Annotated in this window: 24 protein-coding genes and 1 pseudogene; 12 read left to right on the top strand and 13 right to left on the bottom strand. The window is 76.3% G+C overall.

Annotation, left to right across the window (positions count from 1 at the left end; genetic code table 11):
* Both ACI8AR_RS21580 and ACI8AR_RS21575 read left to right on the top strand, forming a co-directional pair.
* Positions 1–714 (top strand): PP2C family protein-serine/threonine phosphatase (locus ACI8AR_RS21580; RefSeq protein ID WP_457052822.1); only part of this gene is annotated, 714 nt, incomplete at its 5' end.
* 23 nt (positions 715–737) lie between these two features.
* Entirely contained in the window at positions 738–1,559 is an 822-nt protein-coding gene (locus tag ACI8AR_RS21575) for an SDR family oxidoreductase (protein WP_457052821.1), read from the top strand.
* An 18-nt stretch (positions 1,560–1,577) separates the two neighbouring features.
* Here ACI8AR_RS21575 and nrfD read toward each other — a convergent pair whose 3' ends face one another.
* The 5 genes and pseudogenes from nrfD to ACI8AR_RS21550 all read right to left on the bottom strand — a co-directional run bounded on the left by nrfD (position 1,578) and on the right by ACI8AR_RS21550 (position 7,729).
* Positions 1,578–2,618 (bottom strand): NrfD/PsrC family molybdoenzyme membrane anchor subunit, encoded by a 1,041-nt coding sequence (nrfD, locus tag ACI8AR_RS21570; protein ID WP_457052820.1) that lies wholly within the window; start codon positions 2,616–2,618, stop codon positions 1,578–1,580.
* Positions 2,615–3,679 (bottom strand): 4Fe-4S dicluster domain-containing protein, encoded by a 1,065-nt coding sequence (locus ACI8AR_RS21565; protein ID WP_457052819.1) that lies wholly within the window; start codon positions 3,677–3,679, stop codon positions 2,615–2,617. Before ACI8AR_RS21565 ends, nrfD begins: the two co-directional genes overlap by 4 nt.
* 10 nt (positions 3,680–3,689) lie before the next feature.
* Positions 3,690–6,980, bottom strand: a pseudogene (fdh, locus tag ACI8AR_RS21560) (formate dehydrogenase).
* A 77-nt stretch (positions 6,981–7,057) separates the two neighbouring features.
* Complete coding sequence (locus tag ACI8AR_RS21555; RefSeq protein WP_457052818.1) at positions 7,058–7,444, bottom strand: MmcQ/YjbR family DNA-binding protein; 387 nt, start codon at positions 7,442–7,444, stop codon at positions 7,058–7,060.
* A gap of 24 nt (positions 7,445–7,468) precedes the next feature.
* Positions 7,469–7,729: a hypothetical protein gene (locus ACI8AR_RS21550; protein WP_457052817.1), complete on the bottom strand. Its 261-nt coding sequence runs from the start codon at positions 7,727–7,729 to the stop codon at positions 7,469–7,471.
* A 118-nt stretch (positions 7,730–7,847) separates the two neighbouring features.
* On the opposite strand from ACI8AR_RS21550, the gene ACI8AR_RS21545 reads away from it, so the two are divergent.
* From ACI8AR_RS21545 to ACI8AR_RS21530, 4 genes are all read left to right on the top strand, one after another.
* On the top strand, positions 7,848–8,657 hold the full coding sequence (locus ACI8AR_RS21545; protein WP_457052816.1) for an MBL fold metallo-hydrolase: 810 nt from the start codon (positions 7,848–7,850) through the stop codon (positions 8,655–8,657).
* Positions 8,654–9,295: a DedA family protein gene (locus ACI8AR_RS21540; protein ID WP_456935725.1), complete on the top strand. Its 642-nt coding sequence runs from the start codon at positions 8,654–8,656 to the stop codon at positions 9,293–9,295. Before ACI8AR_RS21545 ends, ACI8AR_RS21540 begins: the two co-directional genes overlap by 4 nt.
* Positions 9,292–11,439: a phage holin family protein gene (locus ACI8AR_RS21535; RefSeq protein WP_457052815.1), complete on the top strand. Its 2,148-nt coding sequence runs from the start codon at positions 9,292–9,294 to the stop codon at positions 11,437–11,439. The genes ACI8AR_RS21540 and ACI8AR_RS21535 overlap by 4 nt, the downstream gene beginning before the upstream one ends.
* An 82-nt stretch (positions 11,440–11,521) precedes the next feature.
* Positions 11,522–12,490, top strand: a complete 969-nt coding sequence (locus tag ACI8AR_RS21530) for a glucosyl-3-phosphoglycerate synthase (RefSeq protein WP_457052814.1) — start codon at positions 11,522–11,524, stop codon at positions 12,488–12,490.
* Between the two features lie 99 nt (positions 12,491–12,589).
* Here ACI8AR_RS21530 and ACI8AR_RS21525 read toward each other — a convergent pair whose 3' ends face one another.
* Positions 12,590–13,702, bottom strand: a complete 1,113-nt coding sequence (locus ACI8AR_RS21525) for an NDMA-dependent alcohol dehydrogenase (protein WP_457052813.1) — start codon at positions 13,700–13,702, stop codon at positions 12,590–12,592.
* A 154-nt stretch (positions 13,703–13,856) separates the two neighbouring features.
* On the opposite strand from ACI8AR_RS21525, the gene ACI8AR_RS21520 reads away from it, so the two are divergent.
* Positions 13,857–14,318, top strand: coding sequence for a DUF5946 family protein (locus ACI8AR_RS21520; protein ID WP_457052812.1), 462 nt, complete (start codon positions 13,857–13,859; stop codon positions 14,316–14,318).
* A 52-nt stretch (positions 14,319–14,370) separates the two neighbouring features.
* Complete coding sequence (locus ACI8AR_RS21515) at positions 14,371–15,057, top strand: TetR/AcrR family transcriptional regulator (RefSeq protein WP_457052811.1); 687 nt, start codon at positions 14,371–14,373, stop codon at positions 15,055–15,057.
* A 26-nt stretch (positions 15,058–15,083) separates the two neighbouring features.
* Here ACI8AR_RS21515 and ACI8AR_RS21510 read toward each other — a convergent pair whose 3' ends face one another.
* The 4 genes from ACI8AR_RS21510 to ACI8AR_RS21495 all read right to left on the bottom strand — a co-directional run bounded on the left by ACI8AR_RS21510 (position 15,084) and on the right by ACI8AR_RS21495 (position 17,795).
* On the bottom strand, positions 15,084–15,680 hold the full coding sequence (locus ACI8AR_RS21510; RefSeq protein WP_457052810.1) for a TetR-like C-terminal domain-containing protein: 597 nt from the start codon (positions 15,678–15,680) through the stop codon (positions 15,084–15,086).
* Between the two features lie 117 nt (positions 15,681–15,797).
* Positions 15,798–16,130, bottom strand: coding sequence for a hypothetical protein (locus ACI8AR_RS21505; protein WP_457052809.1), 333 nt, complete (start codon positions 16,128–16,130; stop codon positions 15,798–15,800).
* Positions 16,131–16,141: 11 nt separating this feature from the next.
* Positions 16,142–17,032 carry a 1,4-dihydroxy-2-naphthoyl-CoA synthase gene (locus ACI8AR_RS21500; protein WP_457052808.1) on the bottom strand — a complete coding sequence of 297 codons (891 nt, stop codon included), beginning with the start codon at positions 17,030–17,032 and terminating at the stop codon, positions 16,142–16,144.
* Between the two features lie 34 nt (positions 17,033–17,066).
* Positions 17,067–17,795: a hypothetical protein gene (locus ACI8AR_RS21495; RefSeq protein ID WP_457052807.1), complete on the bottom strand. Its 729-nt coding sequence runs from the start codon at positions 17,793–17,795 to the stop codon at positions 17,067–17,069.
* Positions 17,796–17,959: 164 nt separating this feature from the next.
* Between ACI8AR_RS21495 and ACI8AR_RS21490 the strand changes: the two genes are divergently transcribed.
* Positions 17,960–18,763: an endonuclease/exonuclease/phosphatase family protein gene (locus ACI8AR_RS21490; protein WP_457052806.1), complete on the top strand. Its 804-nt coding sequence runs from the start codon at positions 17,960–17,962 to the stop codon at positions 18,761–18,763.
* A gap of 2 nt (positions 18,764–18,765) precedes the next feature.
* Here ACI8AR_RS21490 and ACI8AR_RS21485 read toward each other — a convergent pair whose 3' ends face one another.
* Positions 18,766–19,245, bottom strand: coding sequence for an NUDIX domain-containing protein (locus ACI8AR_RS21485; RefSeq protein ID WP_457052805.1), 480 nt, complete (start codon positions 19,243–19,245; stop codon positions 18,766–18,768).
* Positions 19,246–19,337: 92 nt separating this feature from the next.
* Here ACI8AR_RS21485 and ACI8AR_RS21480 point away from each other — a divergent pair, with 92 nt between their 5' ends.
* The gene (locus tag ACI8AR_RS21480) at positions 19,338–19,796 is read left to right on the top strand and encodes a MaoC family dehydratase (RefSeq protein ID WP_457052804.1); all 459 of its coding nucleotides are present in this window, start codon (positions 19,338–19,340) and stop codon (positions 19,794–19,796) included.
* A gap of 87 nt (positions 19,797–19,883) precedes the next feature.
* On the top strand, positions 19,884–20,453 hold the full coding sequence (locus tag ACI8AR_RS21475; protein WP_457052803.1) for an LOG family protein: 570 nt from the start codon (positions 19,884–19,886) through the stop codon (positions 20,451–20,453).
* Here the strand turns inward: ACI8AR_RS21475 and ACI8AR_RS21470 are convergent.
* Complete coding sequence (locus ACI8AR_RS21470; protein WP_457052802.1) at positions 20,450–20,998, bottom strand: mycothiol transferase; 549 nt, start codon at positions 20,996–20,998, stop codon at positions 20,450–20,452. The genes ACI8AR_RS21475 and ACI8AR_RS21470 overlap by 4 nt on opposite strands.
* An 81-nt stretch (positions 20,999–21,079) precedes the next feature.
* Between ACI8AR_RS21470 and ACI8AR_RS21465 the strand changes: the two genes are divergently transcribed.
* Positions 21,080–22,189 carry an NAD(P)/FAD-dependent oxidoreductase gene (locus ACI8AR_RS21465; protein ID WP_457052801.1) on the top strand — a complete coding sequence of 370 codons (1,110 nt, stop codon included), beginning with the start codon at positions 21,080–21,082 and terminating at the stop codon, positions 22,187–22,189.
* 6 nt (positions 22,190–22,195) lie between these two features.
* On the opposite strand, the gene ACI8AR_RS21460 is transcribed toward ACI8AR_RS21465, so the two are convergent.
* Entirely contained in the window at positions 22,196–23,236 is a 1,041-nt protein-coding gene (locus tag ACI8AR_RS21460; RefSeq protein ID WP_457052800.1) for a GGDEF domain-containing protein, read from the bottom strand.
* Between the last annotated feature and the right edge of the window lie 89 nt (positions 23,237–23,325).

Here is a 23,325-nt window from a genome sequence, read left to right as displayed (position 1 = left end):
CCCCCCCCCCCCCCCCCCCCCCCCCCCCCCCCCCCCCCCCCCCCCCCCCCCCCCCCCCCCCCCCCCCCCCCCCCCCCCCCCCCCCCCCCCCCCGCCGCCGCCGCGACGATGGGCCAGCTGCGCAGCCTGGTCCGCGGCATCGCGCTCGCCACCGGCGCCGGGCCGGCCGCGGTGCTGCGCGACCTGGACCGCGCGATGGAGCTGCTGCGGTTCGGCACCCTCGCCACCGCCGCCGTCGCCCGCCTGGAGCAGACGCCCGGGGAGGTCGGGCGCGGCACCACCCGGATGCGCTGGTCCAACGCCGGGCACCCCCCGCCCATCGTGCTCACGGCCGACGGCGAGGTGCGCGTGCTGGCACCCGAGCGGGCCGACCTGCTGCTCGGCGTCGGCCCGGAGCGGCCGCGGACCGAGTCCGTCGTCGAGCTCGACCGCGGCGCGACCGTCCTGCTCTACACCGACGGCCTGGTCGAGCGGCGCGACGCCGACCTCGACGCCGGCACCGCCCGGCTCACCGCCGCGCTGGCCGAGCTCGGCGACCGGCCGCTGCAGGACCTGTGCGACCTGCTGGTCGAGCACATGGTCGACGGCCACCCGGACGACGACGTCGCGCTGGTCGCCGTCCGCCTGCACCCGCAGGACCGGCCCCGGCCTGCCGTCGCCGGGCCGGCCGACGTGCCCGGCTCCGTCCCCCCGGACCCGGCCACGCCCGCCTGACCTCCCGTTCTAGGGTCGGCCCGGTGATCGTCGTGACCGCCGCGGGCGGCCCCACCGGCACCGCGGTCGTCCGGGCGCTGCGGGCCCGCGGCGAGCGGGTGCGCGCTGTCGTCGCCGCCCCGCGCCCGCGGCCGGAGCTCGAGGCGCTGGGCGCGGAGGTCGTCGCCGCCGACCTCACCGGGGACCCGGCGCCCGCGCTCGCCGGCGCCGACGCCCTGTACCTGGTCTGGCCCAACTTCGACCCGCGCGAGGCCGACGCCGCGCCCGCGGTGCTGCGCGCCGCCGCGCGGGCCGGGGTGGGCCGGCTGGTCTACCACTCGGTGCTCCGGCCGCAGGTGCGGTCGATGCCGCACCACGCCGCCAAGGACCGGGTCGAGGAGGCGCTCGACGACGCCGTGGCCGGGACCGCCTCCCGCTGGCGGGTGCTGCAGCCGTGCGCCTACGCCGACAACCTGGACGACGCCGTCGCAGCGGCCGCCACCACCGGCGAGCTGCGCAGCCCGTGGGGCCTGGAGCGGGCGCAGTCCTTCGTCGACCTGCGCGACGTCGCCGAGGCCGCGGCCGTGCTGCTCACCGAGGACGACCTGGACAGCGGCACCTTCGAGGCGGCCGGCCCCGAGGAGCTCACCGCGCCCGCCGTCGCCCGGCTCGTGGGCGCGCACCTCGGCCGGGAGGTCACCGCCGTCGACACCGCCCCGCCCGAGGACGACGGCTCCTACACGCGCCGCTGCCTGACCACCATGTTCGCCGAGTACCGCGCGCACGGGTTCACCGGCAGCCCGCGGGTGCTCACCGCGCTGCTCGGCCGCCCGCCGCGGACCTACGCCGAGCACCTCCGTGGGTGACGCGCCCCGCGGAGGTCCTCAGCGGGTGACGGTCGGCGCGTGGCCGTTCTGCCGGGCGGCGAGCCGCTCGCGCTGCGGGACGACGGTGTACTTGGGGTCCCGGGCGCTGGCCAGCCCGGCCTCGAAGACGCCGAACCGGGTGAGCAGCGAGCCGGCCGCCAGCAGCAGCCCGGACACCACCGCACCGGCCCGGCGGCGCCCGGCGACGACGGTCAGCGCCGCGCCCGCCGCGGTGCACGCCTTGGCCGCCCGCAGCAGCGTCCCCGACCGGCCCTCGTGGTACGGCTCGCTGACGATCCCGTGGTCGTTCTCCACCCGGTGCATCACGGCCAGCTCGATCGCCGCGCCGGCCACCGCGGTGCGCCGCGACGGCCCGGCCTCGGCCACCGGGGTGAACACCATGGTCATCCCGCCGCCGGCCGCCATCGCCGAGCCGCCGAAGACGAACGGCAGCTGCCGGTGCGCCGCGTGCCAGGACGGCACCGCGGTGTTGGCCAGCAGCACCCCCGTGTAGGTGGCCAGCGGCCCGCCGAACAGCGCCGACACCACGCCGCCGAAGCGCTTGAGCCGCGGGAACCAGCCCAGCAGCTCGACCGCCGCCGTCGCCCCGGCCGCCGCGCCGAAGGGCGCGAGGATGTAGGAGCCGACCGACAGCGGCGAGGTGGGCTTGAACACCCGCAGCATGTGCAGGAACCGCTCGGGCCGGCCGAGGTCGTGGATGAGGAAGACCACCGACGCGACCGCGCCGCCGCCGGCGGTGTACCGGCCGACCCGGGTCAGCACCGGCCGGCCGGTGACGTCGGCGACCGCCGCCAGGATCGACGACGACCCCGCCATCCCGCCGAGGAACAGGTACAGCGGCACGTCCGGCGACTTCCACACCGGCGGCTTGATGATCGGGCGCCCGTAGTACGAGGTGAACTGGGCGTCGTCGACCATCGGCACCTCGCCGCCGCCGCCGCGCCGCCCGCCCCTGCGCCGTCGCTTGCCGCGGGCCTCCGCCGCCGGGCCGTCGGCCCGCCGCCAGCCCGCGCCCGGCGTGGTCAGGCCCTCCGTCACGGCCGCCGCCCCAGGAACGACGAGATGACGACGCCGGCGATCATCGCCGCGCCGGCCGCCGCCGCCCGCCACATCGCGGGCAGGTCGCGGGTGGTGACCACCGGGTCCGGCGGCAGGCCGTAGACCTCCGGCTCGTCGAGCAGCAGGAAGAACGCGCCCGCGCCGCCGACGCCGTCGTCCTCGTCCCGGCCGTAGAGCCGGGCGGTCTCCACGCCCTGGGACTTCAGCGTCGCGAGGCGGGCGTCGGCGCGGGCCTGCAGCTCGTCGAGGTTGCCGAACTGGATCGACTGGGTCGGGCACGCGGTGGCGCACGCCGGCTGCAGCCCGTCGGTGAGCCGGTCGTAGCACATCGTGCACTTGAAGGCCCGGCCGTCGCCCTTGCGGGTCTGGATGACGCCGTACGGGCAGCCGATGACGCAGTAGCCGCAGCCGTTGCAGATGTCGCCCTGGACGACGACGGTGCCGAACTCGGTGCGGAACAGCGCCCCGGTCGGGCAGACGTCCAGGCAGCCGGCGTGCGTGCAGTGCTTGCAGACGTCGGAGCTCATCAGCCAGCGGATCTGCTTGTCGGTGCCGCTCTGCCCGGTCTGCGGGTCGAACTCGGAGAGCGCCTCGGCGTTGAGCACGCTGGACTGCTGCGCCGCGGCGAGGCTGCCGTCGTTGTCGCCCTCGGCCACCGACGGGCCGCTGCCCCGCCGGTCGTCGCCCGGGCGGCCGAAGGTCGGCATCGGCAGGTCGACGGTGCGGGACTGCTCGACGAACGCCACGTGCCGCCAGGAGTTGGCCCCGAGCTGCCCCGTGTTGTCGTAGGACATCCCGGACAGCCCGATGACGTCGCGCACGCCGTGCGAGTCGTCCATCGGCAGCGTGTTCCACTCCTTGCACGCCACCTCGCAGGCCTTGCAGCCGATGCACACGGAGGTGTCGGTGAAGAAGCCCACCCGCGCCGGGTGGTCCGGGTCGTAGCCGGCCTGCCCGGTCACGTCCGGCACCGGCCCGTAGAGCCGGTTCTCCGGGTCGTGCCCGGTGAACGCCGCGCTCGCCGAGCTGATCGGGGTCATGCCGGCCTCCTCACTGCTGCGATCCCTCGCCGGCCTCGGCGGCGACCGGGTCGCGACCGTTGACCCCGACCCGCCCCGACCCCACGCCCGCGCGGCGCCGGTAGCCCTCCACGAACTCGATCAGCTCGGGACCGCGCGGACGCCGTCCCGGGACGATGTCGGCGGTGCTGACCTTGTCCTCCTGGATGTGGGTGTTCGGGTCGAGCACGATGCCGAGCAGGTCGTTGGCCGAGTCGCCGGTCGAGATGCCGCTGTAGGACCAGTGGTAGGGCATCCCGATCTGGTGCACGACCTGGCCGTCGCGCAGCCGGATCGGCCGCATCCGCTCGGTGACCAGCACCTTCGCCTCGATCGCCGTCCGCGTGCTGACCAGCGTGGCGTACTCCCCGTTGACCAGCCCGCGCAGCGCGGCCAGCTCCGGGCTGACCTCGACGAAGAACTCCGGCTGGAGCTCGGACAGGTAGGGCAGCGTCCGGCTCATCCCGCCCGCCGTGTGGTGCTCGGTCAGCCGGTAGGTGGTGACCTGGAACGGGAAGACCGGGCTCAGCGGCGGGTTCTCCCGGTTCCACGGGCCCGCGATGTGCTCCATCGTCGGGTTCGCCTGCTGCTTGTAGAGGGCGTTCTCGACGACGGACTCCGCCGGCTCGTAGTGCGTCGGCAGCGGCCCGTCGACGACGCCCGCGGGCGCGTACAGCCAGGCCTTCCCGTCCCCTTGCATGATGAACGGGTCGGCGCCGCCGATCGCGTCCTGCGCCCGGGCCCCCTCCGGCGGCACGTAGTCCGGCCGCTTGGTCGCCTCGAAGTCCGGGTTGTCGACGCCGGTCCAGCGGCCGGCCTCCTCGTCCCACCAGACGTACTTCTTGCGCTCGCTCCACGGCCTGCCGTCGGGGTCGGCCGAGGCGCGGTTGTAGAGGATGCGCCGGTTGTACGGCCACGCCCAGCCCCACTCGGAGGCGACCTGGCCCTGCTCGCGGCCCGGCTTGCGGCGCGCGGACTGGTTGACCTCGTCGGCGTAGACGCCGGAGTAGATCCAGCAGCCGCACGACGTCGACCCGTCGTCCTTGAGCTCCATGTACCCGGAGACGGCGCGCCCGTCGGGACCCACGCCGTTGATCTCCCGCAGCACGTCCTCGGCGCTGGGCTCCTGGTCGGGGCCGTGCGTCGGGTAGTCCCAGGTGAGGTCGAGCAGCGGGCGGTCGCGCGGGTCGGTCGAGCCGGCCAGCCGCTCGCGCAGGATGCGGCCGAGGTGGAAGTAGAACCACAGGTCGCTCTTGGCGTCGCCCGGCGGGTCGACGGCCTTGTGCCGCCACTGCAGCAGCCGCTGGGTCTGGGTGAAGGTCCCCTCCTTCTCCGCGTGCGACGCCGCGGGCACGAAGAACACCTCGGTGGCGATCGTCTCCGGGGCGAGCTCGCCGGTCTCGATCTCCGGCGACTCCTTCCAGAAGGTCGCCGACTCGATCATCTGCAGGTCGCGGACGACCAGCCAGTCGAGGTTGGCCAGCCCGAACCGGTTCATCCGGCCGTTGGGGTGGCCGACTGTGGGGTTCTCGCCGACCAGGAAGTAGCCGGAGATCTTCCCCTCGATCATGTCCTTGATCTGGCGGTAGGAGCTGTGGTCGCCGTCGATCAACGGGAGGTAGCCGAAGGCGAAGTCGTTCTCCGGCGTCGCGGCGTCGCCCCACCAGGCCTTGAGCAGGCTGACCGTGTAGGCGCGCTTGTTGCCCCAGAAGCCGGCCTTGCCGGCGGCGTCGGCACAGTAGTCGTCGAGCGACTGGTGCTGCATCGCGTGCGGCATCGGCAGGTAGCCGGGCAGCAGGTTGTACAGCGTCGGGACGTCGGTCGAGCCCTGGATGCTGGCGTGCCCGCGCAGCGCCAGGATGCCGCCGCCGGGACGGCCGATGTTGCCCAGCAGCGTCTGCAGGATCGAGCAGGTGCGGATGTACTGCGCGCCGACGCTGTGCTGCGTCCAGCCCACCGAGTACACCCACGCCGTCGTCCGGTCGCGGCCGCTGTTCTCGGTCACCCATCGGGCGACCTGCAGGAACACCTCCGGCTCGATGCCGCAGACCTCGGCCACCATCTCCGGCGTGTAGCGGGCGAAGTGCCGCTTGAGGACCTGGAAGACCGTCCGCGGGTGCTGCAGCGTCTCGTCGCGCTTCGGCTTGGCCGCGATCGGGGGGCCACCGCTGCCGGCCGCCTGTGCCTTGTCGGTCTTCCTGATCTGCGGGTGGTCCTCGAGCTCGTCCTGCGCGGCGGCCCCGGCCGGGTCGTCGGAGCCCGAGTGCGGCGGCTCCTCCGGCTCGTACTGCCAGCTGGACTCGTCGTAGGTGTTGTTCTCCGGGTCGAAGCCGGAGAACAGGCCGTCGAGGTCCTCGGCGTCGACGAAGTCCTCCCTCACCAGCGCCGCGGCGTTGGTGTAGGCGACCACGTACTCCTTGAAGTACAGGTCGTTCTCGAGGACGAAGTTGATCAACCCGCCGAGGAACGCGATGTCGGTGCCGATGCGCAGCGGCACGTGCAGGTCGGCGATCGCGCTGGTCCGGGTGAACCGCGGGTCGACGTGGACGACCTTGGCACCGCGCGCCTTGGCCTCGCTCACCCACTGGAAACCCACCGGGTGGCACTCGGCCATGTTGGAACCCTCGATGACGATGCAGTCGGAGTTCGCGAGGTCTTCCTGGGAGTTCGTGGCACCGCCACGACCGAACGAGGCACCCAGACCGGGCACCGTGGCGGAGTGCTATATGCGCGCCTGGTTCTCGATCTGTATGGCGCCCAGGGCGCTGTACAGCTTCTTCATGAGGTAGTTCTCCTCGTTGTCGAGGGTCGCCCCTCCGAGGCTCGCCAACCCCATGGTGCGGTTCACGCGCTTGCCGTCGTTCTCGTCCTGCCAGCCCTTGCGCCGGGCCTCGAGGACGCGGTCGGCGATCATGTGCATCGCCGTGTCGAGGTCGAGGTCCTCCCACTCCGTCCCGTACGGCCGGCGGTACTTGACCGTCGTCACGCGGGTCGGGCTGGTGACCAGCGACTTGCTGGCGCTGCCCTTGGGGCAGAGCCGGCCGCGGCTGATCGGCGAGTCCGGGTCGCCCTCGATCTGGACGATCTGCTCGTCCTTCACGAAGATCCGCTGCCCGCAGCCGACGGCGCAGTACGGGCAGACGCTCTGGACGACGCGGTCGGCGGTGGCCGTGCGGCTCACCACGTTCTCCGTCGCCTTGCTCCGCGCGGCCCTGCCGCGCCCGAGCGGATCGGGGCCGGTCAGCTGCCGGAACACCGGCCAGGCGTCGAGCCAGGTCTTCACCCTGTGGACTCTGCCACTCCCGGCGCGATCCGGCGCGCGGAACGTCGCGGTACCGGTCGTACCGGTACCGCGGGGGATCACCGCCCGGCGAGGTACTCGCGGGCCAGCCGGGCCGGCGCCCTGGCCAGCCAGGCCTCGGTGACCAGCTCCCCGAGCTCGGCGACGTCGATCGCGTCCAGCCGGACCAGCACGGCGGCGTACCCGTCGAAGTGCGGCGTCGTCAGGTAGACGGCGGGGTCGTCGGCGACCAGCGCGTGCTTGACGCCCTCGTCCGCGACGGCGGCACCGAGGACCGGGCCCTCCGGCGCGGCGTCCCCCAGCTGCTCGACGTCGGCGCCGCGCAGCGGCCGCTCCCAGACGAAGGCACGGTCGCGGACCTTCCACGCCGGCCGGCCGTAGGAGGTGCCCTCCGTGGTCCCGGGCAGCGCGAGGGCGAGGCGCCGCACGTCCGCCCAGGTGGCCACGGACGCGACGCTAGCGCTCCCGGGTCAGGCCGAGGCCGCGCCCGGCGCCCGCTGCCCGCGCGGCAGGGCCACGCCGCAGGCGGCCAGCCGCTCCCGCAGGCGGTCCGCCTCCCGTCGTCGGTGCTCGGCGCGCCGGCGCAGCACCGCCACCTGGACCGGGTCGGTGGTGCGCTGCGCCCGCAGCTCCAGCACCGCCGCCGTCTCCAGGTGCAGCGCCATGCGCCGCAGCTCGCCGGACAGCTCCGCCGCCGGCCGTGGCAACCCCGGGTCCCCCGCTGAGGTCATGGGAGGCATGGTGGAACGCATCCGTCCCCGCCGCACCCGGAGCGGCGCGCCGGGCCGGCTTCCCCGGACGGGGGACGGCGTCCACGGACCCGTCGGTCCCCGGGTCGATACTGGCCGCGTGGAGGGTCCCGGGCTGCACTGGATCGGCCACTCGACCGTCCGCGTCGAGCTGGCCGGGTCCACGGTGCTCACCGACCCGGTGCTCACCCGCTCCCTCGGCCCGCTGCGGCGGGTCGCCCCCCTCCCTCCCCCGGCCGCCTGGGCCGGCGCCGACCTGGTCCTGGTCAGCCACCTGCACGCCGACCACCTGCACCTGCCCAGCCTGCGGCTGCTGGACGACGACGCCCGCGTGGTCGTGCCGCGCGGCGCCGGCGCGTGGCTGCGCTCGCGCGGCGTCCGCTGGGTGGACGAGCTCGCCCCCGGGGAGTCGCTGGTGCACCGCGGGCTGCGGGTCACCGCCGTCCCCGCCGTGCACAGCGGCCACCGCTGGGGTCCGCGCCTGACCCACGGCCCGGAGACGGTCGCCGTCGGGCACCTGCTGGAGGGCGCCGGGTCCAGCGTCTACGCCTGCGGCGACACCGACCTGTTCGAGGGCATGACCCGCATCGGTGACCGTGGGGTCGACGTCGCGCTGGTGCCCGTGTGGGGCTGGGGTCCCACGCTCGGCCCCGGCCACCTCGACCCCGGGCGGGCCGCGGAGGCCGTGGCGCGCGTGCGCCCGCAGGTCGCCGTCCCGGTGCACTGGGGCACCCTCGCCGTCCGCGGCGGCACGGCGCTGCCCGGGCTGGCCGGGCGCTACCGCCGGCTGCTGACCGAGCCGCCGCTCGCCTTCGCCGAGGCGGTCGCCGCCCGCCGGCTGCCCACCACCGTCGTCGTCCCCGAGCCCGGCCGGCCGGTCGTGCTCCCCGCCGTGGCGGACGCGGCATGAGCACCACCCTCGCCGCCGCCTGGACCGACGGGTCGCTGGGCTACCCGGTGCTGTTCGGTGGCGTGCTGCTCGGGTCGATCGTCCCGGTGGTGCCCACGGGGCCGCTGGTCGGCGCCGCCGCCGCGTTCGCGGTCACCGCGCACGAGCTCAACCTGGTCGCGGTGCTCGTCGTCGCCACCCTCGCCGCCTGGCTCGGCGACGTCACCACCTTCGCCGTCTGCCGGTTCGGCGGGCCGGCCGCCGTGCGCTGGGTCGCGCGGGGGCAGCACGCCGACCGGATCGAGGAGGTCCGCGAGCAGTTCCGCCGGCACGGCTGGCAGATCGTCGTGGCCGGGCGGCTGCTGCCCGCCGGGCGCATCCCCGTGCTGCTGGCCGCCGGCGCGCTGGCCTACCCGTGGCGGCGGCTGCTGCCCGCCTCGCTGCTGGCCGCCTCGCTGTGGGCGGTCGCCTACGCGCTGCTCGGCGTGGCCAGCGGCGGGATCTTCGACAGCCCGCTGATCGCCACCCTGGTGGCCACGCTGCTGGTCCTCGTGGTCGGCGCGGTGCTCAACCTGGTCGGGTCCCGCCGCCGGCGGTCCGCCGAGCCGGAGCGGCAGCCGGAGGACGAGGGCAGCCCGACGTCGTGCGGCCCCGCGTGAGCCGGCCGGACCAGCGCGGGCGGGTGCTCGGCCGCGGGCGCGCACCGGCCCGGGTGCTGCTCACCTGGCTGCTGACCACGCTCGCCCTCGTCGTCCTCGACCGGTGGCTCGCCGGCTTCGCGATGCCCGCCTGGTGGCAGCCGCCGCTGACCGCGCTGCTGCTCGGCCTGCTCGCCGGCGTGGTCTGGCCGCTGGTGATGCGCGTGGCGCTGCCGCTGGCGCTGTTCACCCTCGGCCTGGGCAGCTTCCTGCTGCTGGGCGCGGGGGTGCTCGCGGTCTCCTTCGCGATCCCGGGCGTCGTGGTCACCGACCTGGGCACCGCCACCCTGGTCGTCGTCGCCATGGCGGCGGTGACGGCGGTGGTGAGCAGCGCGCTGGCGATCGACGAGGACGAGCTCTTCTTCCGCCGCGCCCGCCGCCGCGCCGGCTCCGCCTCGGCGGCCGGGCCCTGCCCGCCGGGCGTGCTGTTCCTGCAGATCGACGGGCTCGGCGCCGACACCGTCCGGCGCGCGGTCCGCGACGGCTCGATGCCCACCCTGGCCGCGTGGCTGCGGTCGGGCAGCCACGCGCTCACCTCGTGGCACACCGACTGGAGCTCGCAGACCGGCGCCTCGGTCTGCGGCATCCTGCACGGCTCCAACCACGACGTCCTCGGGTTCCGCTACTACGAGAAGGACCGCGACCACGTCGTCGCGGTCTCCCACCCGGCCGACGCCGCCGAGGTGGAGCGACGGCACTCCGACGGCCGCGGGCTGCTGGCCGGCGGCGGCGCCAGCCGCGGCAACCTGTTCACCGGCGACGCCCCGCACGTCAGCCTGACCATGAGCGCGCTGCCGCTGGTGGTGCCCCGGCGGTCGGGACGGCGGCGTGAGCGGGTGGGCGCCGGCTACTACGCGTACTTCGCCAACCCGGTGAACGCGCTGCGCACGCTCGGCGTCTCGCTGGCCGACGTCTACCGGGAACTGTCCGCGGCCGCCCGGCAGCGCCGCGCCGACGTGCGGCCCCGGGTCAGCCGCGGCGGCATCTACCCGCTGGCCCGGCCCGGGACGACGGTGATCGCCCGCGACGTCGTCGTCGCGGCTGTCCTCGAGGACATGATGGCCGGCCGCCCGGCCGTGTACGCCGACTTCCTCGGCTACGACGAGGTCGCCCACCACAGCGGGGTCGAGCGCTTCGACACCCTCGAGGTGCTGCGCAGCATCGACCAGCAGGTGGGCCGGCTGGCCCGCGCCGGGGAGCTCGCCCCGCGGCCGTACCACGTGGTGCTGCTGTCCGACCACGGCCAGACCCAGGGCGAGGCGTTCGCGCAGCGGTTCGGCGAGACGATCGAGTCCTTCGTCGCCCGGCACTGCGGCGGCACGCCGGACCCGGGGCGGCGCGGACCCGAGCCGCGCGACAGCCGCCGCCCGGCCGAGGGCTGGCAGGTGACCAGCGCGCTGGCCGAGGTCGCGTCGGGGCCGGGGTTCATCGCCCGCCGGCTGCGCGAGCGGGTCGTGGCCGCCGGCGCCGGAGAGCACGACCACCGGACGCCGTCCGGGGAGCAGGGCCGGGTGGCGCGGGTGGCGCCGGGCGTGGTGGTCGTCGTCTCCGGCCATACCGCCGGCGTCTCCTTCCCCGACCTCCCCGGCCGGGTGCCGCTGGAGGAGATCGAGCACCACTGGCCCGACCTGCTGCCGGCGCTGGTCGACCACGACGGCGTGGGCTTCGTGCTGGTGCACTCCGAGGAGCACGGCCCGGTCGTCCTCGGCCGCGACGGCCTGCACCGGCTGGCCACCGGCGTGGTCGTCGGCGAGGACCCGCTGGCCGGCTACGGCGAGCACGCGCCCGCGCTGGTGGCGCGGGTGTCCACGTTCCCGCACTGCCCCGACGTCATGGTCAACAGCCGCTACGACCCGGACACCGACGAGGCCTCGCCCTTCGAGCCGCACGTCGGGTCGCACGGCGGGCTCGGGGGCCCGCAGCAGCGCGGGTTCCTCGCCCACCCCCGGGTCCTGACGCCGCCCGGCGAGATCGTCGGCGCCGAGCACCTGCACCGGGTGCTGCGCGGCTGGCTGACCGAGCTCGGGCACCCGGAGCCCGACGGCGCCGGTGCGCAGGTGGGACCGGACAGCCCCGCGGCCCTCCGCGACGCCAGCCGCGTCTGACGGCGGAACGCCCGGCTACGGCTCCGTGAACACCGGCCGGGTCCCGTGGCGTCGCGCCGGAGGGCTCCGGGACAGTGGGGCGATGCGACCCGACGCCGCCGCCTGGTTCTCCGGCCGCACGTCCGCCGTCCGCTCGGCCGCCGACGTGGACGTGCTCGGCCTGCTCCGGGCCAAGCGCCGCGGCGGCCACCGGGTGAGCCTGGTCCTCCCCGCGCGCGACGAGGAGGCCACCGTCGGCGGGATCGTCGCCGGCCTGGTCGAGCAGTGGGTCCGGCTGGTCCCGCTGGTCGACGAGGTGCTCGTCGTCGACTCCGACTCCAGCGACCGCACCGCCGAGGTCGCCCGCGCCGCCGGGGCCGACGTCGTCGCGGCCGCGGACGTGCTGCCCGCGCACGGCAGCCGGCCGGGCAAGGGGGAGGCGCTGTGGAAGTCGCTCGCGGCCACCACCGGCGACCTGCTGGTCTTCCTCGACGCCGACCTGCTCGGCGACGTCACGCACTACGTGCCGGGGCTGCTCGCGCCGCTGCTGACCGATCCGCAGGTCGGCTACGTCAAGGGCTGCTACACCCGTCCGCTGGAGGTCGACGGCCGCGTCACCCCCGCCGGCGGCGGCCGGGTCACCGAGCTCACCGCGCGCCCGCTGCTCAACGCCCTGTGGCCGGAGCTCGCGGGCTTCGTGCAGCCGCTGGGCGGGGAGTACGCCGGGCGGCGCGAGGCGCTGGAGCAGGTGCCGTTCGTCTCCGGCTACGGCGTGGAGGTGGGCCTGCTGGTCGACCTGCTCGGCCTGCTGGGCCTGCACGGGCTGGCGCAGGCCGACCTGGGCGTGCGCCGGCACACCTCGCAGGACCAGGAGGCGCTCGGCCGGATGGCCGGCCAGGTGGTCTCCGCGGTGCTGGCCCGCAGCGGGCGGGCCGGCACCGGCGGGCTGCTCACCCAGTTCCGCGCCGGCGGCAGCGGGTTCCTGCCGGTCAGCACGCCGGTCGCCGTCGACGAGCGGCCGCCGATGGTGACCGTCCCCGAGTACCGGACGTCCCGGGCCGGGGCGGTCTGACCCCTCGCCGGCGGTCGTGCTCTGCCCGCATCGGGGGCAGAGCACGGAGAGGCCTCGAGCTCTGGTCCGCATCGGGGGCAGAGCACGACCGTGCGCGGATCAGCCGTGGACGAGCAGGCCCCGGATCGTCTCGCCGGCCGCCTGGTCCCGGTAGCCCTGGTTCAGCTCGTCCAGCGCGTACCGCCGGGTGACCAGCCGGCCGAGCTCCAGCCGCCCCTCCTCGGCCATCCGCGCCAGCATCGGGATGTCGCGGAAGGGGTTGCACGAGCCGAACAGCGAGCCCTGCACCCGGTGCTCGAACACGGTGGTCATCTGCCCGTTGAGGTCCACGTGACCCTCGCGCGGGTGGTCGGCCAGCGCCGTGAGCACCAGCGTGCCGCCCTTGCCGAGGCACGCCGACGCCCCGGCCATCACCTCGGCCGACATCTTGCCGACGGTCACCACGACCACGTCGGCGCCCGTGCCGCGGGACAGCTCGCGGGCCAGCTGCGCGGCGTCGCGGGCGTCGGCCACGGTGTGCGTGGCGCCCAGCGTCTCCGCGAACTCCCGCTTCATCGCCACCGGATCGACGCCGATCACGTGCATCGCGCCCGCGTGCACCGCGCCCTGGACGGCGTTGACGCCGACCCCGCCGAGCCCGACCACCACGACGACGTCGCCCGGGCGGGTGCCGCCGGAGTAGACCGCCGACCCCCAGCCGGTGGGGACGCTGCAGGCGAGCAGCGCCGCGGTGTCCAGCGGCAGGTGCTTGTCGATGCGCACGCAGGAGAACTCGCTGAGCACCGTGTGCCGGGCGAACGCGCCGACGATGCAGAAGCCGCCGAGGGGCTCGCCGTCCAGCCGGAAGGGGTAGGTGCCGGTGGGCAGCTGCCCGATCGCGATGGTGGCGCCCTTGTCGCAGATGTTGGAACGGCCGGTGGCGCAGTACCGGCAGTGCCCGCAGGCGGGGAGGAAGCTCGTGACGACGTGGTCGCCGGGCGCGACGGAGGTGACGCCGGCCCCGACCGCCAGGACGACGCCGGAGCCCTCGTGGCCGCCGACGATCGGGTACCGCCCGCCGGGGTTGGAGTGCCGCAGGTGCTCGTCGGAGTGGCACAGCCCGGCGTAGGCCATCTCGACGAGGACCTCACCGGGGCCGGGGTCCACGACCTCGAGGTCGACGATCTCGTACTCGGTGCCCGCCTCGCGCAGCACCGCTCCCCTGGTCCTCACCGGTTCCCGGCCCTCCTCTGACCCCCGGCACCCGCCCGCGCGGCCGCCGTCGTGCAGCCAACCCCACGGGACGACGATCCCCGACGGCGGGGTGGCACCCGGTGCCATGTGCGGTTCCTGGCACCGTCCCGGCCGGGTGCGGCAGGATCGCCGGGTGCCCGCTCCCCGGCCCGCCGCCCCGCCCGCCCCCGGCACCGCGACCGGCGACCCCCGGCCCACCACCCGCTGCCCCGGCTGCGGGTCGGTCCTCGTGCCGCTGCCCGGCGAGCCCGCCGCGCGGCCGGGCGCCTCGGCCGCCTGCACCCGGCTGTTCGAGGAGACCGTCCGCGGCCTCCGGGACGACCCGGCCCCCGACGGCGCGCCGGCCCCGGCGCTCGTCCTGGCCGAGGCGGCCTACGCCGCCCAGCACCCCGACCCGGCCGATCCGCCCGCGCTGCGCGCCGCCCTGGCGGCCCTCGGGGCCGGGCCGGCCGGCCCGCTCCCGGCCCGCCCGCGCGAGTGGACGACGACGATCGCGGACGTCGCCGCCGACCTCGACGTCATCGACCTGACCGTGCTGGTGGAGACGTGGGCGAGGGCGGTGGCCGACGACTGGCGGCACGCCCCGACCGGATGATGTCGTTCCGTTTCGGCGAGACCGGCAACGCAGCGTTGCTACCCTTCGCACCGTGAGTGATCAGTCCCGTCGGGCCCAGAAGAAGGCCCTCACCCGCGCGCACGTGCGGGAGACGGCGCAGCGACTGTTCTCCGAGCGCGGCTTCGACGCCGTGACCATCGCCGACGTCGCGACCGCGGCCGACGTCGCGGTGCAGACCGTCTTCAACCACTTCACGACGAAGGAAGAGCTCTACTGGGCCGACCGGACGCCGTGGGTGGACGGGCCCGCGTCCGCGGTGCGGCAGCGCCCCGCCGGGGTCCCGGCGCTCACCGCGCTGCGCGAGCACCTGGTCGACTCGGTGGGGCGCTTCGTCGAGCGGCTGGCCGACCCGACCGGGCGCTGCACCGTCGCCGACCTCGACCGCTCCCCCGCGCTGCAGGCCTCCGAGCGGGAGCTGCACCACACCGCCGAGGCCCGGCTGAGCGAGGCCCTGGTCGAGGCCTGGACCGGCCCGTGCGCCGAGCGCCCGGCCCCCGCCGACCCGCGGACGACGGCCGCGGTGGTCGCCGCCACCTGGCTGGCGGTCACGCGCATCCTGGTCACCCAGCCGCGCTCGCCCATGCCCGCACCCGAGCAGGCGGCGGAGATCGCCGGGACCACGCGCGAGCTGGCCGCTCGGCTGCTCGCCGGCTACGAGGCGGGCGTGGTGGGCTCGATGATGGCGGACGACGCCGCCCGGGCCCTGCGCGCCGTCTGACCGGCTCCCCGGACCGCCCGCCCGCCTCAGCGGCGGGCGGGCTCCGCGGCCGGGACCACGATCGGCAGCAGCACGTCGTCGACGACCTGCTCGACGCGATCGGCGACCATCCCGCCGTCGCCGGCCACGGTGAGCCGCTGCCACCAGAAGGCCTCGAGCACCGAGCGCAGCAGCGCCAGCCGGTCGGCCGGCACCTCGTCGCCCCGTGCGGCCCAGCGCTCGCCGAGCACCTCGACGGCCTCGGTCAGCGGGCGTACCAGGGCGGCCTCGAGCCCGGCGCGCAGGTCCTCGTCGTGCCGGGCGGCACCGACGAGGCTGGCCACGGCCCGCTCCTCGCGGGACAGCGGCCGGCGCCAGGAGGCGACCAGGGCGACCAGGTCGGCCCGCAGGGAGCCCTCGTCCCCGGGGGCGTGGACCAGCGTGAAGCGGCTGACCGCCGACCGCGCCAGCGCCGCCATCGACGGCCAGCGGCGGTAGATGCCGGCCTTGCCCGCGCGCGCCCGTGCCGCCACCCGGTCGCTGTTGAGCCGGCCCCATCCCTCGTCGGCGAGGATGTCGACCGCAACGGCGACCAGTTGCTCGGACAGCTCGGCGCTCAGCGGGCGGCCGGGGGTGCCGCTCACGAGCGAACTCGTTCGCACGACATCAGGTTGCGCACGGTCACATCCTGACCTGTCAGTGGAGTGACCACAACGACCCGGGCCGTATCGTCACCCGACCGGACCGCCGAGATCCGTCTCTCACGCGCCCGCGGCGCCCTCGACGTGGACCCGGAGGGTGGCGCCGTCGTCGCTCCCCCAGCCGTGCTCGCGGGCCTGCTCGACCATCCGGTCGAAGCGCTCGCCCCAGTCGGCGACGTCGGCGTCGGGCTCGGCGGCGGCCCGCAGCGCGGCGGCGTCGAGCAGGCCGGTCCCGTCGTCCTGCAGCCGCCCGAGGCCCGCCTCGCGCAGCACCTCGTCGGCCTCCTCGTCGGTCACCTGCCCCAGGGCCAGGTGCAGCCCGGTCAGGTCGTCGGTGTCGACGACCCGCACCTCGGGGCGCTCGTCGGCGCCGCCCACCACCTCGACGATCACGGGTCCTCCGTTCAGACGTGCCAGGGGAAGCGGGAGAAGTCGGGGTCGCGCTTCTCCAGGAAGGCGTCGCGGCCCTCGACGGCCTCCTCGGCCGTGTAGGCCAGCCGGGTCGTCTCCCCGGCGAACAGCTGCTGACCGACCAGGCCGTCGTCGATCAGGTTGAACGAGTACTTGAGCATCCGCTGCGCGGTCGGGCTCTTGGCCACGATCCGCCGGCCCCAGTCCAGCGCGGTGCGCTCCAGCTCGGCGTGCGGGACGACACGGTTGACCATGCCCATCGCGTGCGCGTCCTCGGCGGAGTACTCCTCGCCGAGGAAGAAGACCTCCCGGGCGAACTTCTGGCCCACCTGGCGGGCCAGGTACGCCGAGCCGAAGCCGCCGTCGAAGCTGCCGACGTCGGCGTCGGTCTGCTTGAACCGCGCGTGCTCGGCGCTGGCGAGGGTGAGGTCGCTGACGACGTGCAGGCTGTGTCCGCCGCCGGCCGCCCAGCCGGGGACGACGCAGACGACGACCTTCGGCATGAACCGGATCAGCCGCTGCGCCTCCAGCACGTGCAGCCGGCCGCTGCTGCGGCCCACCTCGTGCTCGTAGCCGTAGCGCCCGCGCACCCGCTGGTCACCGCCGGAGCAGAACGCCCAGCCGCCGTCCTTCGGGCTCGGGCCGTTGCCGGTGAGCAGCACGCAGCCGACGTCGGTGGTCAGCCGGGCGTGCTCGAGCGCGGTGATGAGCTCGTCGACGGTCTGCGGGCGGAACGCGTTGCGCACCTCGGGCCGGTCGAAGGCGATCCGGACGACGCCGGCGTCGACGGCGCGGTGGTAGGTGATGTCGGCGAAGTCGAACCCGTCGACCGGCTGCCACGCGGCGCTGTCGAAGATCTCCGAGACGTCGTCGCGGGCGCTCATGCCGAGAACCTATCCGGGCGCCCGCGGCCCCGCCTCAGCCGCCGAGCAGACCGCCCAGTCCGCCGGTGACGCCGCCGGTGACGCCGCCGACGACCCCGCCCCCGGCGCCGGTGGCACCGCCGACGACGCTGCCCACCGCGTCGGTGGCGCCGCCGACCACGCCGCCCACCGTGTCGGTCACCCCGCCGACCACGCCGCCCACGGCGTCACCGACGGGGTCGGTGGGGACCGGGGCCGGCGCCGTCGGGACGGGGGCCGGGGCGGGTGCGGGCGACGCCGGGGCGGCGGACGAGCCGGAGCCGGCGGGGGTGCCGCTGCCTGCGGGGCCGGCCGGGGCCGGAGCGGCGGGTGCCGGGGCGGCGGGCGCGGGGGCGGCGGGCGCGGCGGCCGCAACCGTCGCGGCCGCGACCGAGCCGGCGATGCCGGTCAGCCCGGCCGGGGACGCGGAGCCGCCGCCGGCGCGCTGCGACGAGGCGGCCGCGGTCCCGAAGCCCGGGAAGAGGAAGCCGTCGGGCGTGCCGGGGACACCGAAGGACGGCGTCAGCCGGGCGTAGGTCGAGGGCTGCGCGACCCCGGGGTCGCCGGAGTAGACGCCCGTGCCGCCGTCGCCGGCCACGGCCCCGGAGGCGTCCGCGCCGGCCGTGGCCATCAGCGGGGCGACGACGATCCCGGTGACGGCGAAGGACATGAGCACGCGCCACCAGAAGCGCTGCCCCGCGGTCTCGGGAGCCGGCCCGGCGGCCGCCGTCCGGTCCCCTGCCACGTCGTCCTCCGTTGCGCGGTGCCGCGCGCCCATGGGTCGCCCCCTCTCCGTCGAGGTGGTGAGACTGCCCTCACACCTCCCGGTACAACGAAGTACCAGCCCCGTGGTTGCGCGGCCAGCCGAGTCCCGCGCACGGGCGACCCGCCGCCGCTAGCGTCGGACCCGTGCCCGACGGCGCCGCCCTGCGCGTGGGCACCCTCAACCTCGCCTCCGGCCGCGGCGCCGACGGCCGCGTGCTGGTCCCGGCCGCGCTCGCCGCTGCGGTCGCCGGGCTGGGCGTCGACGTGCTCGCCGTCCAGGAGGTCGACGCCGGACAGCCCCGCTCCGGCGGCACCGACCAGGCCGCGGTGCTCGCCGGCGCGCTGGACGCCGTCGACTGGCGGCACGCGGCCACCCTCACCGGGACGCCGAGCCCGTTCCGCGGCACCTGGGCCGCCGCCGACCCGCCCGGGCTGCGCGGGCCGGAGAGCGCGGCGGACGGCCCCGCGTACGGCGTCGCGCTGCTGGTCCGCCGCCCGGTGCGGGACTGGGCGGTGCTCGGGCTGGGGTCCGGCCACGCCCGGCTGCCGCTGCGGGCGCCGGACCCGGCCACCGGCCGGCCGCGGCTGTGGTGGGTGCCCGACGAGCCGCGGGTCGCCGTCGCCGCCTGCCTGGACGGGCTGACCGTCGTGGCCACCCACCTGTCGTTCTCGCCGCCGACGGCGGTGCGGCAGCTGCGGCGGCTGCGCCGCTGGGTGGCGTCCCTGCCCGGCCCGGTGGTGGTCGCGGGCGACCTCAACCTGCCCGGCGGGCTGCCGGCGCGGCTGCTGGGCGCGACCGCGCTGGTGCGGGAGGCGAGCTTCCCGGCGCACGGGCCGCGCCTGCAGCTGGACCACCTGCTCGCGCTGGGCCGGGTGACCGCCCGGGACGCCGCCGCCCGCCGGCTGGGCGTGGGCGACCACCGGGCGCTGACCGTGACGGTCGGCTGAGCTCAGGCGGCGAGCAGCGGCCGCAGCCGGTCCATCGAGGCGGCCAGCCCCGGGTGCAGCGTGACCTGGTGCAGCGCGGCCAGCGCCACCCACGCGACGCCGGTGCTCTCGCCGTCGAGCCGCAGCCGGGACGGGTCGAGGTCGCCGACCGGGCGGGCCAGGACGGTCGTGTAGGCCCAGCCGCCGTGGTCGTCGACCGAGCGCGCGCCGAGCACGAGGTCCGCGGCGGCCAGCCCGAGCTCCTCCTCGACCTCGCGCAGCGCGCCCTGCTCGGGCGTCTCGTCCAGGTGCAGCGCCCCGCCCGGCGTGCCCCACGTCCCGCCGTGGTGCGACCACAGCGCGCGGTGCTGCAGCAGCAGCTCGGGACCGTCGCCGCCGTCACGGTGCACCAGCAGGCCGGCCGCGCCGGCCCGCCCCCAGTGCCGGTGCCCCAGCGAGCAGGTGGTCCAGCCGTCGGTGGGGGTCAGACGGATGGTCGCCACCCGGACAAGTGAACCGCAGCCGGCGCGGGGACCGGTGCACCGCACTGGCAGGATCGGGAGGACGACCGGCGACGACGACGGAGGCACCCCGCATGGCGACCACGACGACGATGGCCGAGGTCTCCGACCTCCTCGGCCGGGAGCTGGGCACCAGCGACTGGTTCGAGGTGACCCAGGACCGGGTGGACACCTTCGCCGACGCGACCGGTGACCACCAGTGGATCCACGTCGACGTCGAGCGGGCGAAGGCCGAGAGCCCCTACGGCGGGCCGATCGCGCACGGCTACCTCACGCTGTCGCTGCTCGTGCCGCTGTTCGCGCAGGTCTTCGTGGTCACCGACACCGCGATGGGCGTCAACTACGGCCTGAACAAGGTGCGCTTCCCCGCGCCGGTGCCGGTCGGCTCCCGCGTGCGGCTGACCGCGACCCTCACCGACGTCACGCCGTTCACCGGCGGCCTGCAGCTCACCTTCTCCGCCGTCGTCGAGCGCGAGGGCGGCGAGAAGCCGGTCTGCACCGCCGAGCCGGTCTACCGCTACTACGGCGGCTGACTAAGGACCCTCCTGCCCCCCACCACTCGCACGCTCGCGGTGGGCCCTGCAGGAGGGCCGAGGAGCGAGACGAATAGCGTGTCCCACATGCGGGTCGCCGTCTTCACCGGCAGCCGGCCCGGGCCGGAGTCGCACCGGAAGGCCGCCGCGGACCTGGCCACGGGACTGGCCGAGGCCGGCGTCGGGGTGGTCTACGGGGGCGGGCACGTCGGGCTGATGGGCGTCGTCGCCGACGCCGCCCTGGCCGCCGGGGGCGAGGTGGTCGGGGTGATCCCGCAGCACCTGGTCGACGACGAGCTGGCCCACCCCGGCCTGCCGCGGCTGGAGGTGGTGACCTCCATGCACGAGCGCAAGGCGCGGATGGCCGAGCTCGCCGACGCCTTCGTCGCGCTGCCCGGGGCCGCCGGCACGCTCGAGGAGCTGTTCGAGGCCTGGACCTGGGGGATGCTCGGCCTGCACGCCAAGCCGGTGGTGCTGCTCGACGTCGACGGGTTCTGGGCGCCGCTGCTGGCCCAGCTGGGCCGCATGGCCGACGACGGCTACCTCGAGCGGCGCCGGCTCGACGCGCTCGGCGTGGTGACCGACGCGGCCGGGCTGCTCGCCTTCGTCGAGGGCTACGAGCACCCGCCGCGGAAGTGGGCCTCCACCCCGCCCTAGGTCCAGGTCGGGGCGGCGATGCCCTGGGCCTCGGCCTCCAGCTGCCAGGCGCCCTTGCCGTCGATCGACTCGCGGATGACGTCGGCGTGGCCGGCGTGCCGGGCCTGCTCCTCGATCTGGTGCAGCAGCAGCCAGCGGACGGTGAACACGGTGCCCTCGGGCAGCCAGCGCGCGACGCCGTCGGGGACCGCGACCACCCGGTCGAGGTCGCTCTCGGCGCGCACGACCTCCTCGGTCTCGCGTGCCACCTCCGCCTGACGGTGCAGCAGGACCTCCACGGTCTCGCCGGGGGCGACGGTGAACCCGGCCATCCACTCAGCCTGCGGATCGCCCTCCACCGCGTGCGGACGGCTCCCGACCCGGCCGGCCAGGTTCGCCCGCTCGCCCTGGGTCACGTGCTTGAGCAGCGCGGACAGCGACAGCTCGCTGGCGCTCGGGGTCGCCCGCGCCTGCTCCTCGGTGAGCCCGTACAGGGTGTTGCGCAGCGCGGTGCGCTGGTTGGCCAGCAGGCGCAGCAGCAGCTCGCGCTCGTCGGGTGCGGTCACGCGGGCCATCCTGCGCCGGTCGGGCCGGACGGGACAGCGCCCGGCTGGCCGCCGGCCGCGGCGCTGCCTAGCGTCGCCCCCGTGGAGCGCTGGGACGTCGTCGTGGTCGGGGGCGGCCCCGCGGGCGCGGCGGCGGCGCTGGCCGCACGGCGCGACGGCGCCTCGGTGCTCGTCCTCGACCGGGCCGACTTCCCCCGCGACAAGGTCTGCGGCGACGGCATCGCCCCCGAGGCACTCGACGTGCTCGCCGGCCTGGGCGCCGACGTCGCCGCGCTGACCGCCGGCTACGCCCCCGCGCCGCGGCTGTCCCTGCGCTCGCCCGGCGGCGCGGCGGTGGAGCGGGCCACCCACCGGCCGTCGTCGGTGGTGCCGCGGGAGGTGTTCGACGCCCGGCTGCTCGCCGCCGCCCTCGGCGCGGGGGCGGGGTTCCGGCGGCACACCGTCCGCCGGGTGACGCCGGGGCGCGACGGCGTCGACGTCGACGGGGTGCTCACCGCCGGGGTGCTGGTCGGCGCGGACGGCGCGGAGTCCGTCGTCCGGCGGGCGGTGGGACTGGCGCGCAACGCCGACGACCGGATGGCGGTGGCGCTGCGCGGCTACGCGCCCGAGCTGCCGGGCCAGGGCGGCACCCAGGTGCTGGTGACCACCGAGCAGCGCTGGCCGGCCTACGCGTGGTCGTTCCCGCTCGGCGACGGGCGGGCCAACGTCGGCTACGGCGAGCTGGTCTCCGGCGGGGCCACCCGGGCAGCGCTGGTGGAGGGCCTGCACCGGCTGCTGCCCGGGGTCGAGCCCGAGGGGCTGCGGGCGCACCGGCTGCCGCTGTCCACCGGCCGGCCGCGGCAGCCCGACGGGCGGGTGCTGCTGGCCGGCGACGCGGCGTCGCTGGTCAACCCGATGACCGGCGAGGGGATCTTCTACGCCGTGCTGTCCGGGGCGCTGGCCGGCGCGGCCGCGTCGGCAGGGGCGGCCGCGGGCACGGTGCACCGGCGGGCGCTGCGGCGGCGGCTGGGCGCGCACCACCGGTCGGCGTCGGCGGCGTCGTGGGTCAGCCGGTGGCCGCGGGTGATGGACGCGGCGTTCCGCGCGGCGGCGGCCGACCAGCGGGTGTTCGACGACGTCGTGGCGCTGGGCCTGGCCGACGGCCGGCTCACCGTCCGCACCCTGGCGGCCGCGGCCCGGCACCTGCGCTGAGCCGCGTCAGGCGGGGGCGACCTCGACGCGGCCGCGGCCGGCGCGCTTGGCGCGGTACAGGGCGCGATCGGCGGCGGCGTAGAACTCGCGCATCCCGATCGTGGTGTCGCGGGCGTGCGCCACCCCGACGCTCACCGACATCGCCAGCAGGGTGCCGTCGGGGAGCGTGAGCGGCGTGGACAGCACCGTCCCGAGCACCGACTCGGCCCGGGCGACGGCGACCTCGGCGGTGCAGCCGGGCAACAGCACGGCGAGCTCGTCGCCGCCGAGCCGGGACAGGACGGCGTCACCGGCGCGGATCTGCCGCCGGATGATCCCCGCCAGGTGGACCAGCGCGTCGTCGCCGACGGGGTGGCCGTGCTGGTCGTTGATCTGCTTGAACGAGTCGACGTCGAGCAGGAGCAGGGCGGTGCCGTCGGCGGCGGCCGGGCCGGTGAGCGCGACGGCGAGCGCGTCGTCGAAGACCCGGCGGTTGACCAGGCCGGTGAGGGTGTCCACGGTGGCCTGCTGCTCGAGCGCCTCGACCAGCCGCTCCTGCACCGCGCCGGCCCGTTCCAGCATCACGGCGACCACGGCGAGCACGGTGCCGAGGAGGAGGGCGTCGCTGACCGCGTTCTCGACCGGCGCCAGGTGCAGCAGCACGGTGGCGTTCGCCGCCACGGCCAGGGCCGTGACGACCGTGACGGCCGCCCGTCGGAGGTGGGCGGCCGCCCACAGCACCGGGAAGGCGAGGAAGGCCTGGGCACCGGCCGACGGGTCCTCGGTCACGAGGTTCAGCCCGGCGACCAGCAGGACCCCGGTCACCCCGAGGAGGGGGAACACGCCCCAGCGGTCGAGCCGCCCGGGCGCGACACGACGGCACGCGACGGCGCTCGCGACGAGGACGGCGACGACGGTCCAGCACGCCGCCAGGGTCAGCGGCGACGCGGCGTTCGCGCCGAAGCCGTTGACCGCGGCGAGGGCGCCCGCGGAGATGCCCAGCACGAGGACCAGCGAGCGGGCGGCAGCACGCGGCTGCCGGGCTCGCAGTCCCCGGGGGATGGCCACACCCCGTCTTCGGCAGCACCGGCCCCAGTGATGAGCCGACCCACCCGCAGGAGTGAGGAGCTCCCCGGCGTGTCCCGGGGGACACGCCG

Source organism: Geodermatophilus sp. SYSU D01036, from assembly GCF_054050435.1.
Note: the sequence above shows the minus strand (reverse complement) of the source record. Positions and strands in the feature narration are given on the sequence as shown.